This window comes from Lysinibacillus sp. EB106-09-02-XG168, from assembly GCF_058791475.1.
The window spans coordinates 3,766,914-3,779,936 of sequence record NZ_JBYTDN010000003.1 but is presented as its reverse complement, the minus strand read 5'-3'; the positions used below and the strand labels follow the sequence as shown (position 1 = coordinate 3,779,936).

Genomic DNA, 13,023 nt, shown 5'->3' with positions numbered 1-13,023 from the left:
CATTAAAAGTTAATTAAATCATTTAATATGATTTTCATATCCCTTTTTGCGTGAACAGAATTTGTCTATTTTAGTTTTAAAATTCTCTTTTATCCAAGTTATTTCTACTTAATGGATATTTGTTTATAACTCTTTATAGAAGCACGAAGAAATAATAAGCGTTAGAAAAAGAGGATTATACATAGATTGCATGTGAAAATATGCACAAAATTAATTATATTGATATAGTTAATATGAAATTGGATAATAGAGTAGAAAAATAATAATAGCTAAAAAATGTTATGGTTTTTGTTTAAAAAACATCTATTTGCTTAGAGACTGTAGGGTTTTCGTTATAAAATTATTGGGGTAAAAAATAAAATACTTTTTGCAGAAATAATATTTTTTAAAAAAACATCTTGCATTTGAATAATTCTAAGTGGTAAATTGTTTTACAGAGACGTTCATAAAATTTTCACAGGTAGCAAAAGAGGGGAGAAAAGAGAAATTATGAATAAAAATAGATGGTTAATTGCATTATCTGCAATCGCTATTCACCTTTCAATCGGTGGAGCATATGCATACAGTGTATACAAGATACCGATTGTTACAGAAATGGGATGGAGTGAAACAAACGTAACGGTTGCCTTCACAATAATGATGGGGCTTGCTGGTTTTTCGGCAGCATTATTTGGTAACTTAGTAGAAAAAATGGGGCCACGTAAATCTGCGATGATAGCAGCTGTTCTATTTGGGGCAGGACAAGCTGGTGCAGGTGTAGCGATTTCAATGGATTCCGTAACATTGTACTGGTTAACATATGGTTTACTAAGTGGATTGGGTATGGGTATTGGTTACATTGCGCCTGTATCGACATTAGTAAAATGGTTCCCGGATCGCCGCGGATTAGCAACAGGTATGGCTGTACTTGGATTTGGTTCAGGAGCACTTATTACAGCGCCAGTCGCAGCTAACTTAATGGGGGCTGTGGGAATTTCTACAACGTACTTTATTTTAGGGGCAAGTTATTTCACGTTAATGATTTTAGGGGCTTCATATATAGCACCGCCTAAACCTGGTTATATGCCAGCGAATATGAAGGCGGCTGCAGATAATGGTAAAGAAGTAGTGAAGAAAGATTTAGCTGTCATGTCAGCACGTGAAGCTGTAAAAACTAAGCATTTCTGGATGCTTTGGTCAATGCATTTAGTAAACGTAACAGCAGGTATTATGATGATTTCTGTTGCATCTCCAATGGCTCAAGAAATTGTAGGTTTATCAGTTGCGGGAGCCGCAGCAATGGTAGGTATAATGGGATTATTTAATGGTGGTGGTCGTTTAATATGGGCTGCTGTGTCTGACTATATTGGTCGTTCGAATGTCTTTGTAATTTTCTTTATCGCACAGCTAGTTACATTTATCGTCTTACCGCATACTACAAACGTTATTATTTTCCAAGCACTTATTTTCTTAGTTGTTAGTTGCTATGGTGGAGGTTTCTCTAATCTACCTGCATTTGCAAGTGATTTATTCGGTACGAAACAACTTGGAGTTATTCATGGTTATTTATTAACGACTTGGTCTTTAGGTGGTATTTTTGGTCCACTTTTAGTAAGCACTATTAAAAATGCTTATGGTAGCTATATTCCTGTATTCTATGTATTTACAGGGTTAATTGCAGCTTCATTAATTATTGCTTTAACATTACGTGCAGATGTACGTAAACGAACAGCATTAAAAGAAGCTTCACAAAAGGTTGGAGACGTCTCCGCTACACAATAAAGTTTACTTTCAATTCGCACTTGAAGGTAATGGCCATATAAGTGTCATTTCGCACATGACGCTTGTATGGTCTTTTTTTGTAGCTGTTGTTATATAACACTTGATTAATCTCTGTTTAATGTATAACAGTTGGTGTCTGCTGTCAATATCATTATGGGAAATAAAGTGATTTCGCTACTAAAAGAGAAATTTTGTAACCGAAAGTAAATGTGAGGTGTATGAACTAATTTGCTAGTGGGTGGCCACAAACTAATGTTTTTAGGTCAACAATTTTTGTTTTTAATCAATTATGAAATTTTTGCGGTTTCATGAATAAAAGATTCAACGCATCATTCAATCGTTCGTTTTTACCCCTCCGATAATTTGATTGAATCTTTCCGGAACTTAAAACGTATATAAAATAAATAAGGAGGCATTGATATATGGGGAAATTTTCTTTAAATGAGTTTATTAATAAAACACAGCAGGACGATAGCGAAAATGAATATTTCGAGTTAGAAACTGAGCGTGTATTAGAGGTTAACCTAAATGGCGAGGTTTGGTCGAAAATGGGCGCAATGATTTCTTATGTAGGAGATATTAAGTTTGAGCGAGAGCGTGTGTTGGAGCATGGCTTAGGTAAAATGTTTAAAAAGGCATTAACCGGCGAAGGTACACAACTTATGAAAGCGATGGGTAAGGGGCGACTATATTTAGCCGATCAAGGGAAAAAAGTAACGGTCTTCGATCTAAAGGATGAAACAATTTGTGTAAACGGTAATGATTTACTTGCATTTGAGCCTAGTATTGATTGGGATATTCATTTAATGCGTAAAATGGCAGGAGTTATGTCAGGTGGGTTGTTTAATGTAACTTTAAAAGGAAGAGGGAAGGTTGCCATTACAACTCATTTCGAACCGTTAACCTTGTTAGTAAAGCCTGGTGAAACGGTTTATACTGATCCACATGCTACTGTAGCATGGTCAGGTACTTTGTCCCCGGAGTTTAAAACAGATATTAGCTTCCGAACATTTATCGGTCGAGGTAGTGGTGAATCCATTCAAATGGCATTTTCAGGTGAAGGGTTTGTCATTATTCAACCTTATGAAGAAGTATATATGTCAAAAGAAGGCTAAAAAAGCGTGTCCGCGTTTTCAGGACACGCTTTTTATAATGTGGAAAAACAAAATGTTTAAGGGAATCATTGTGAATGTTGTGGCGCATTTAATGAGGTGATTTCCGTTCCAGGCTACTCGCTTTCCTGTGGGTAATTCATCGGACGCAGCTAGAAAGCTTTGCTCTGTGCGAAAGCGCAGCGTCAGCAACAAAGCGTTCAGTCGGAACGGAAATTAACCCCTCGCTGTGCCGGAGCTTCATTACCCAATATTTTTTATGTGATAAAACCACTAATATAAGTCCGAAACAGAGTATTTTACATTCCTGCGTTCATCCCTGCAATCCGTCCTGTAACGAGTGCAGACGTAATATTATAGCCACCTGTGTAACCATGAATATCAAGGATTTCTCCGCAGAAAAATAAACCATTCTTTTTCTTCGAAGCCATAGTCTTTGGTTCAATCTCTTTAACAGAGACGCCACCACCAGTGACAAATGCTTTTTCAAGAGATTGAGTCCCACTAACTGTCATTGTGAAATTGACGAGTAATCTAGCTAAGTTGCGAACTTTCTCCTGTGATAATTCAGCGCCTGTCATTTGCACATCGATATTTGCACGCTCACATAAAAATAGTAGCCAGCGTTCAGGAGCAATACCCTTCCATACATTTTTTACCGCTTTTTTTGGATCTTCTTTAATGAGTTTGTTTAAATATTGCAAGCACGTTTCCTCATTATAATTAACAAGTGTTTGAATACGCATTGTCACAGGCTCGTATCCAGTTTTCATTAATTCTTTCACGATAAATTGACTGCAGCGTAAAATAGCAGGACCGCTTATCCCGAAATGAGTAAAAAGCATGTCCATTTGATGTGTTACGAGTGCTTTGCCCTTTTTGTTTAAAACAGAGACAGCGACATCGCGTAACGCAAGTCCTTGTAGCTCACGAGCTTGAATGAAATCCTCTTTTGATAGAACAGGAACCTCGGTAGGGAAAAGTGTAGTAATTGTATGGCCGGCACGCTCTGCCCATGGATAACCGTCGCCTGTTGAGCCAGTTTGTGGAACAGCTTTCCCACCAACGGCAACGACTACTGCTTCGCTACGAATTTCTGTGCCATCTGTAAGGCGTACTCCGAGAATTTTTTCTTCATCCATTAGAAGCTTATTAACGGGTGTGTTTAAGCGCACTTCAATATGTAGCCTTTGAAGCTGACGAATAAGTGCATCTACAACATCTTGCGCGCGGTTAGATACAGGAAACATACGTCCGTGATCTTCTTCTTTTAATGCCACACCAAGTCCTTCGAAAAATGCAATAATATCTTCGTTATTATAAACCGTGAATGGGCTGTAAAGAAAACGGCCATTTCCAGGTATGTGCTTGACTATTTCTTCAACGGGCAAACGGTTAGTGACATTACAGCGACCACCGCCTGAAATGGCCAATTTTTTGCCGAGCTTTGTTCCTTTTTCTAGTAATAATACTTTCTTTTTACGTTCTCCTGCGGCGATAGCAGCCATTAAACCGGATGGGCCACCACCGATAACGATAACATCGTACATATATTTAAAAACTCACTTTCTTTTCAAATTAGGAATCTTTCCTATTATACATGAAGTCTATATAGAGAGGCTTCTTTCACATTGAAAATACGACAAAAGTATTTTATAATTTCTTATCTTCTACTTTCACTTAGGGCTCGTCATCAAGTGTTGGGGATGCCATTTGTTAAAACATATGCCATATTAGTTGATTGTAGTGGAGACTGGGCGACTCCTTGGGGATTAGCGTCACAGATGAGACCCTGCAGCGCAGCGAAGCGGCTCATCGGACGCCCCCAGGAAAGCGCCCGGACGGAACGGAAATCAACCACACGTTTTAATGAAGACCTTTCATGTGTGGATTTTGGATGGAAGATGTGAAATAGAAGTGCTTTTATAATGAGATAAAGTGCTCGTTGGTTGAACGAATAATCGGTGTAGAATAAATTAACTGATGAAAGTTTTGCTTTATATGTATTGTCGGTATGAAATGAATGTCTTTTCATGCTATTATGGTAAAGGTTATGCACTAAATTATGAGGTGAAAAATAGAATGTGCGGATTTATAGGCTATATTAATGGAACAAATGTGATCGATCATCATCAAACGATTGAAAATATGATGAATACAATTATTCACCGTGGACCTGACAGTGGTGGGATTCACAGTGATGATAAAATAACGTTAGGATTCCGTCGATTAAGTATTATCGACTTATCAGATGTGGCAAATCAGCCGTTGTACAGTGCGGATGGTAACATCGTTCTAGTATTTAATGGAGAAATCTTTAACTTCCAAGAGCTACGTGCTGATTTGGTTGAAAAAGGTCATAACTTTAAAACGCACTCTGATAGTGAAGTTATTATTTATGGTTATGTTGAATATGGTGTAGAATTTGTCAAAAAGCTTCGCGGAATGTTCGCATTCTGTATTTGGGATAAAAAGAATGATTTACAATTCATCGCTCGTGATGGTTTTGGTATTAAGCCACTGTATTATACAGAAAACACAACAGATGGTACGTTTATTTTCGGATCAGAAATTAAATCATTTTTACCGCACCCATCATTTATTAAAGAATTAAATAAAGATGCGCTACGTCCTTATTTGACGTTCCAATATTCTTCAATGGATGAAACGTTCTTCAAAGGTGTGTACAAATTACAACCAGCACACTATATACTTATTAAAGAGGGACAAAAGCAAATTGTGCAGTATTGGGATAAAAAATTCCATGCAAAAGAAGCTCCAATTGAAAAATATGTTGAAGACATTCGTACGACAGTGAGAGAATCTGTAGATGCGCATCAAATTAGTGATGTGAAGGTCGGTTCTTTCTTATCAGGTGGTATTGATTCAAGCTATATTACTTCATTATTACGCCCTGATAAATCCTTCTCTGTTGGTTTCTCTGACTACGAGGATATGTTCAATGAAACAAATTTAGCAAAAGAATTATCGGATACATTAGATATTCAAAATGAGCGTAAATATATTTCGGCAGATGAGTGTTTTGAAGCATTACCGAAAATTCAGTGGCATATGGATGAGCCACAATCGAACCCATCTTCTGTACCGCTATACTTCCTTTCTGAGTTAGCATCGAAGGATGTAACAGTAGTACTTTCAGGTGAAGGTGCGGATGAAATTTTTGGTGGCTATTCATGGTATCAAAACTCTGGCAAAATGCAAAAATATGAAAAAGTTCCATTTGGTATTCGTAAAGCGTTACGTGGCATAGCAGAGGCGTTGCCTAAAAATCAATATACGCACTTCCTTGTTAAAGGTGGTCAAACAGTAGAAGAGCGCTTCATCGGAGAAGCGGTAGTATGGGATGAAGAAGATGCATTGAATGTCTTGAAACCAGACTATAAAAATGGTCCATCTGTAAAATCGATTACAAAACGTATTTACGATGAAGTTCCAGGCGATGATGATGTTACTAAAATGCAGTATCTTGATTTAAATCTTTGGATGCCAGGCGATATTTTATTAAAAGCAGATAAAATGAGTATGGCCCATTCAATTGAATTACGTGTACCATTTTTAGATAAAGAAGTGATGGAATTAGCGAAAAACATTCCTTCGAAATATCGCGTAAATGATATTGATACGAAATATGTTCTTCGTCAAGCTGCGCATCAGGAATTACCTGAAGAATGGGCAAAACGTCCAAAGCTTGGCTTCCCAGTGCCAATCCGTCACTGGTTACGTGAAGAAAAGTATTATAAACTGGTAAAAGAAATGTTTACAACTGACTTTGCCAATGAATTCTTTGATACAAAACAATTAGTAGGCTATCTAGATGAGCACTATGAAGGAAAAGCAAATCGTGGGCGTTATATTTGGACAGCCTATGTGTTCTTAGTATGGTATAAACAATTTTTCGTAGATATGTAATAGAGAAGTAGCTTTAATCGGTGGGGGTTTTCGTAATCTCCACCGATTATTTTGAAACTTCTTTTTTCCTTGGAGGACATAACTGCTATTTTTTTTTGAGTGCTAGAACTTTTTAATGTATTTATGCGTCTGTTTACCTAGTAAATATGTTAAGATTACAGTTGCTTTACTTTTTTAGTATTTTCTAGGGTTGTTGTTTTCTGAATTTTGTTAATGTAGTTCTGTAGTTTTTACAGTGGAGTAAGCTTTTTATATGGCAGCGTTTACAAGTTATTGTGAAACAAGTGCTTTGTTCGCAGAAAGATCTGCTCAAGAAGTAGCTCAAACCTATGCCTAGGCATAATTGATTGGCAAATAGTTTATAAGTTTTTACTAAGTGTTAAGATTATGAAGATATTGATTTTAAAATGAATGGATGGTTACAATGTCCAATTTAATGAAAGGTACTGCGATATTAACGATGGGAATGTTTTTATCGAAGGTGCTCGGATTAATTTATATTTTTCCTTTTTATGCGATTGTGGGTGAGGAGAATGTAGCCCTCTATCAATATGCATATATTCCCTACTCGATTATGCTTGCAGTAGCCATCTCGGGTGCGCCAATTGCTGTATCCAAGTTTGTTTCTAAATACAATGCAATGGGTGATTATCAATCAGGCCGCAAGCTTATGAAATCAGGCATACTTATTATGCTATGTACTGGGTTAGCGGCGTTTATTGTTCTCTTTATATTAGCTACACCAATAGCGGGTCTTGTTATTAAAAGTGATGAACAGGCATTTTCGGTAGAGCAAATTGCCTCAGTTATTCGTTGGGTTAGCTTTGCGTTAATTGTTGTGCCATTTATGAGTCTGTGGCGTGGATTTTTCCAAGGCTATGACAAAATGGAGCCTACTGCAGTTTCTCAGTTAGTAGAGCAAATTGTTCGTATTGTAGTGTTATTAGGTGGTTCATTCTTAGTTGTAGTAGTTTTTAATGGGAAACCAGAAACGGCTGTTTCCTTTGCGGTGTTTGCTGCCTTTATTGGAGCAATTGGCGGGTTGCTAGTACTCTATTATTATTGGAAAAAATATCAACCTGAATTTGATTTATTGCGCAGTCAAAGTGTTACATCTACACAGCTACCAATGTCCAACATATATAAAGAAGTAATTACGTATTCGATTCCGATGGTGTTTGTAGGTGTTGCCAACCCATTATTCCAATTAGTGGATATGCTTACGTTTAATGGAGCTATGGCATCTATAGGCTTAGCGGAAGTAACGGATAAGTATCTATCAATGATTAACTTTACAACACATAAGGTTGTCATTATTCCAGTAATGCTAGCTACAGGTTTTTCAATGGCGCTAGTACCGACGATTACAAAATATTTTACGCAAGGTGAATATTTATCGTTACGAAATGCAATGGATAAGACATATCAAATATTAATTTTCATTACATTACCAGCGGTAGTTGGAATTTCGTTGTTATCGAATGAAATATATTTTATGCTCTATTCTGAAAGCGAAATGGGGGCTATGATTTTAGCTCATTATGCACCTGTTGCTATTTTATTTGCATTATTCCAAGTGACTGCAGCACTTTTACAGGGTATTGATTTCCAAAAGTGGATTGTCCTCAGCTTATTATCTGGGATTTTAGTCAAACTAGCGATTAATATTCCGTTAATTCGTTTAATGGAGGCAGATGGTGCGCTTCTTGCCACAGCTATTGGCTATAGTGTTTCAATTATCATTAATATACTTGTGCTACGACAAACATTGAACTACAGATCAGAAATGGTTATTCGTCGTGTCATGCTCATTTCTCTTTTGACAGCGGTAATGGCTGTAAGTGTATTTATCGTTCATACGCTTTTAGAGTTATTAATGGGACCAGTAGGTGGTAAATTCTCAGCATTAGTTTATTCTGTTATTTGTGCTGGAGTAGGTGTAGCAGTATATGGCTTCTTGTCTTTACGCCTAGGCTTAGCACAAAAGCTTCTGGGTGAACGATTGACAAGAATAACGAACAAACTGGGATTTAAATAGGAGGTACTAATGCGATTAGATAAATTACTGTCGAATATGGGTTACGGGTCACGCAAGGAAGTTAAGTTGCTTCTAAAGCAAAAAGCAGTGACAGTAGATGGCGCATATGCGAAGGATGCAGCATTACATGTTGATCCTGAAAAGCAGGAGGTTTCTGTATTCGGGGAGCGTGTGAACTATACAGAATTTGTATATTTTATGATGAATAAGCCTCCTGGCGTTATTTCTGCAACGGAGGATTTACGAGATGAAACTGTCATCGATTTGTTAGAGCCTTTGCACCAGCATTTCCAACCTTTCCCTGTTGGTCGCCTTGATAAAGATACAGAGGGATTATTGCTACTAACAAATGATGGTACGTTAGCACATAATTTATTGTCTCCTAAAAAACATGTGCCGAAGGTTTATTATGCACAAATAGAAGGAATTGTGACTGAGAAAGATTGTGAGAAATTTGCACAAGGTGTTGAGCTAGATGATGGTTATGTAACCAAACCAGGAGAGCTCATCATATTAAAATCTGCTCAACAATCGGAAATTGAGTTAACGATCCAAGAAGGTAAGTTTCATCAGGTGAAGCGTATGTTTGAGGCTGTTGGAAAACGTGTAACCTATTTAAAACGTCTATCAATGGGCAACCTAAAGCTAGATGACAGTTTGAATTTAGGTGAATATAGAGAATTAACGGCAGAAGAGCTAGCCTGCTTACAAAATAGGGATTAGAGAATTCCTCGATGCTAACGACGATTAGTATCGGGGTATTTTTTATATACATACTTATACAAGTGACTGTATAATTAATGTAATCTATGTTAAAAGCTATTTAGTCTATGGTACTAAAAATCACTAAAAGTTTCGAAAAAATGATAGTGAAAATAAGTAGAGGACACGTTAATGAAAAACCTAAGAATTAAATTATTTATATCTTTAATTGCCTTTGCATTAATACTAGTTGCTGTAATTTTTTATTTCGATAGGCAAATACTTACAGTTGATATCGAAAAACAAGAAGTCATGAATAGAACATTAATTGAAAATCATATTCTGACAGATATGCAAACGGTAGATAATGCACATTTTTATTTTGATAAAACTCTCTCAGAGAAAATGGAAACGGTACTAAGAAACCTAATTACATATTATGAAGAAAACCCTCATATAGCAAAGTGGGATTTGGAGAAAATAAAAAACGAACATGGAATGGATGTGTACATACTCGATCAAACAAATACTATAATTTATACAACTTTTGAAAAAGATAAAGGTTTAAATTTTTCTCAATGCTGCACACGTTTTTCTGCTTTACTAGACGAACGGCGAATAAGCGGGGAATACTATGTTGATGGTATAGATATTTCAACAACTACTGGGGGATATCGAAAATTTGGTTATTTAGCAACACCTGACAAGAAATATTTATTCGAGGTCGGTATAGACTTACTTAAAGATCCTGTATTCCAAACTTTTAACTTCGAAAAGACTGCTGACTATTTAATTGATAAATATGCTGATTTATTAGAAGTACAAACGATAACTGCGGGAGGGGTTTTCTTTGAGGATTCTAAATCGCGTAAAACTGTTAATGATCAATCGAAAATATTTCAAGAGCATTATAAGCTGGCCAAAGAAACGATGAAGCCAACGGAATATCAAAAGAAGTTTGAGAATGGTTATATCGAAAAGTACCGTTTTTTACCTTATGAAGCAGAAGCGGAAAAGATTCGGGGAGAATCCTCTAAAAGAATTGTATATGTAAAATACGGTAATTTCACAGAAATTAGAGCGCTTACTAAAAATACAAAGCAGTTTCGAATCTTACTGTTTATTGCCTTAGTAACTTCTTTCATCATGCTATTAGTCATTAATAAACTTCTTTCCAAAACGATTCATCTCGCAACATATGATCCATTAACAAATGTTTATAATCGTGCTACCTATATTAGAAAAATGAGCAATTTATTAAGAAAAAGGAAGACGAATCAACCAGGTTTATTGTTGTTAGATTTAGATAATTTTAAACAAGTAAATGATCGATTTGGACATGTTGAAGGTGACAAGATCCTGATTGAAACAGCTAGAACTTTAAAACAAGAAGTGGGGAAAAATGGCTTTGTTGTTAGATTTGGTGGAGATGAGTTCGCAATTGTTTTATATGATACGAAAGATGAATATATGGAAAAATTAGCGCATTCTATTTTGGAGAAAATTCATCACTTGAAGTTTGCGGATAAAATTTCTGTTGATAAATGGTCTGTGCTTTCAGTCAGTTTGGGCGGTGCCATTTACAGTCATCCAGATGAGTCAGAAAGAAGCTTATTTGAGCGTGCAGATAAGGCATTATATCATTCGAAAAATGCTGGTAAAGACCAATACACCATTTATGGAGAAGTTACAGTTGAGGAAGAAAGTTAAAGCTACTTCGAAATTTTGAATATAATTGTAAAACCAATCGTTAGCTCGCTCCAATCTTATTAGTAAGTTCAAGCAAGTATATCAAATGCTTGAGATTCACTGATAGGCATGGAGCGATTTTTTTGTCTGAATGTTAACTCCTAAAAAAACCGATTGGTGAAGACTAATAATTAGTGGAGGAAAGAGCCTACTGATAAAAATTATCCCTGTTGTGGCTTATGTTTTGATCTGTAAAATATACAACTACATAAAACAAGAACAGCAATAATCGCAAACATTGCATCCATGTAATGTGTTAATAGCCACCCGCCAATAATTGGCCCAATAAAACCGCCTAAATTTTTAAATTGGGCTGCTCCTAAATAGACTCCTTTTTGAGTATCAGGCGCAATTTCATCAATCAAGATGCTCATAGTCGGAAAGGCAAAAATTTCACCAATCGTGAATATAACCATAGCAATCATATGTAGTGGATAGTTATTCGAGAAGCCGAATAATAAAAGGCCAAATGCGAAGAACAGAATTCCTACTAATAGAGTAGCCGAGGATGAAAAACGTTCTGAAAGTATACTAATCGGTAATTGAAGTAATAATACAACCGCTGCATTTAGTGAAATTAATACAGAATAGAGCTTGGCACCTTCTTCGATTTTAAGTTCAATGATTTGTGGCAGTGTTGAATCAAATTGAGAGTAACCAATATTTATTAAAATTGCCCCGAAAATAAAGCTTAGTAGTACACGATTCGTCAAAAGTATCGTGAAGGTTTGCAGTATTTTTGTAGGTGTTGGAGATTTTTGTTGCTGCATCTCATAGTGATTTAAAATTAAAAATAAAAATAAAGCATAAATAATATACATAATTCCTGTCAGCATAAATGGAATACTTGGGCTAGATAATTGAGAAATATAAACACCAATAACAGGACCGATGACAGCTGCTATGTTAATCGCTGTATAGCGAAGCGAGAACAATCTTTTCCGTTTTTCCACTGGCGTAAAATCAATCATTAATGCTTGTGTCGAGGGTTCAAAGAAGGAGCGACATAAGCCATTTAAGGCATTCAATGCTACGAAGAGCCAAACCGTATGAGCTGTTGCAAAGCCAAAGAATACAATGCTCCAAACAACAATAGTAAGTAAAATGATGCTTTTCCTGCCAAACCGATCAGTTAGATAACCACCAAAGAATCCTCCTACAGTGGATATTAACGGTGCAATACCAATCGTCAAACCTATTTGTAAAGGGGATGCTTCAATTTCGTTATGTAAGTAAATGGCTAAAAAGGGCATTGCCATAAAACTTGCTATGCGTGTAAAAATAGTTCCACCTAAAATGATCCAAACTAGAGGATGAAACAGTTTAGAAAGCTTCATAAAAATCCTCCTTTCAAAATGTAGAATGTTTCGATTTTAACGGATTGTTAAGCAATTGTAAATAGTCGGAAAATAGTTTAATGTAACGCCGAGGAAGCAAATGTTGTAAAAATAAATGAATTCTTAGCGAATATAGAGCTTTCTATAAATAAGGTTCATCACCATAATGTGTGGTTGATTTCCGTTCCGACTGGGCGCTTTGTAGCTGTCGCTTTGCTTTCGCTACAGAAAACATTTGCCGCTACGCTTTCGCACAGAGCATAGCTTCCTGGGGCGTCCGATGAGCCGCTCAAGCTAACAGATGTCATCCTCAACTTAATGATGAGCTAATGAATATTTATCGTTAGAGGGACATCTCACTAAAAGTAATCGCGATTTTTTTGGAGTATTTGCT

At 36.3% G+C, this 13,023-nt stretch carries 8 protein-coding genes; 6 read left to right on the top strand and 2 right to left on the bottom strand.

What is annotated here, in order from left to right; genetic code table 11:
* The first annotated feature begins 489 nt into the window (after positions 1 to 489).
* Together AC3WSO_RS19130 and AC3WSO_RS19125 are read left to right on the top strand one after the other, a co-directional pair.
* Complete coding sequence (locus tag AC3WSO_RS19130; RefSeq protein WP_349659136.1) at positions 490 to 1,761, top strand: L-lactate MFS transporter; 1,272 nt, start codon at positions 490 to 492, stop codon at positions 1,759 to 1,761.
* A 422-nt stretch (positions 1,762 to 2,183) separates the two neighbouring features.
* Positions 2,184 to 2,876, top strand: a complete 693-nt coding sequence (locus AC3WSO_RS19125; RefSeq protein ID WP_492533028.1) for an AIM24 family protein — start codon at positions 2,184 to 2,186, stop codon at positions 2,874 to 2,876.
* Positions 2,877 to 3,172: 296 nt separating this feature from the next.
* Here the strand turns inward: AC3WSO_RS19125 and AC3WSO_RS19120 are convergent, their stop codons facing one another.
* The gene (locus AC3WSO_RS19120) at positions 3,173 to 4,423 is read right to left on the bottom strand and encodes a BaiN/RdsA family NAD(P)/FAD-dependent oxidoreductase (protein WP_492533026.1); all 1,251 of its coding nucleotides are present in this window, start codon (positions 4,421 to 4,423) and stop codon (positions 3,173 to 3,175) included.
* Between the two features lie 532 nt (positions 4,424 to 4,955).
* Here AC3WSO_RS19120 and asnB point away from each other — a divergent pair.
* The 4 genes from asnB (at position 4,956) to AC3WSO_RS19100 (ending at position 11,253) form a co-directional block, all read left to right on the top strand.
* Complete coding sequence (gene asnB / locus AC3WSO_RS19115; RefSeq protein WP_492533025.1) at positions 4,956 to 6,803, top strand: asparagine synthase (glutamine-hydrolyzing); 1,848 nt, start codon at positions 4,956 to 4,958, stop codon at positions 6,801 to 6,803.
* Positions 6,804 to 7,227: 424 nt separating this feature from the next.
* Positions 7,228 to 8,841 (top strand): putative polysaccharide biosynthesis protein, encoded by a 1,614-nt coding sequence (locus AC3WSO_RS19110; RefSeq protein WP_492533023.1) that lies wholly within the window; start codon positions 7,228 to 7,230, stop codon positions 8,839 to 8,841.
* 9 nt (positions 8,842 to 8,850) lie between these two features.
* Positions 8,851 to 9,564: a pseudouridine synthase gene (locus tag AC3WSO_RS19105; RefSeq protein ID WP_492533022.1), complete on the top strand. Its 714-nt coding sequence runs from the start codon at positions 8,851 to 8,853 to the stop codon at positions 9,562 to 9,564.
* Between the two features lie 171 nt (positions 9,565 to 9,735).
* Complete coding sequence (locus AC3WSO_RS19100; protein WP_492533020.1) at positions 9,736 to 11,253, top strand: GGDEF domain-containing protein; 1,518 nt, start codon at positions 9,736 to 9,738, stop codon at positions 11,251 to 11,253.
* Between the two features lie 200 nt (positions 11,254 to 11,453).
* On the opposite strand, the gene AC3WSO_RS19095 is transcribed toward AC3WSO_RS19100, so the two are convergent.
* Positions 11,454 to 12,629: an MDR family MFS transporter gene (locus tag AC3WSO_RS19095; RefSeq protein ID WP_492533019.1), complete on the bottom strand. Its 1,176-nt coding sequence runs from the start codon at positions 12,627 to 12,629 to the stop codon at positions 11,454 to 11,456.
* Positions 12,630 to 13,023 lie beyond the last annotated feature (394 nt).

Bases quoted from the DNA above. Each gene is read 5' to 3' on its own strand.
- AC3WSO_RS19095 (WP_492533019.1), bottom strand. From the start codon at position 12,629: ATGAAGCTTTCTAAACTGTTTCATCCTCTAGTTTGGATCATTTTAGGT.
- AC3WSO_RS19110 (WP_492533023.1), top strand. From the start codon at position 7,228: ATGTCCAATTTAATGAAAGGTACTGCGATATTAACGATGGGAATGTTT.
- AC3WSO_RS19100 (WP_492533020.1), top strand. From the start codon at position 9,736: ATGAAAAACCTAAGAATTAAATTATTTATATCTTTAATTGCCTTTGCA.
- AC3WSO_RS19130 (WP_349659136.1), top strand. From the start codon at position 490: ATGAATAAAAATAGATGGTTAATTGCATTATCTGCAATCGCTATTCAC.
- AC3WSO_RS19125 (WP_492533028.1), top strand. From the start codon at position 2,184: ATGGGGAAATTTTCTTTAAATGAGTTTATTAATAAAACACAGCAGGAC.
- asnB (WP_492533025.1), top strand. From the start codon at position 4,956: ATGTGCGGATTTATAGGCTATATTAATGGAACAAATGTGATCGATCAT.
- AC3WSO_RS19120 (WP_492533026.1), bottom strand. From the start codon at position 4,423: ATGTACGATGTTATCGTTATCGGTGGTGGCCCATCCGGTTTAATGGCT.
- AC3WSO_RS19105 (WP_492533022.1), top strand. From the start codon at position 8,851: ATGCGATTAGATAAATTACTGTCGAATATGGGTTACGGGTCACGCAAG.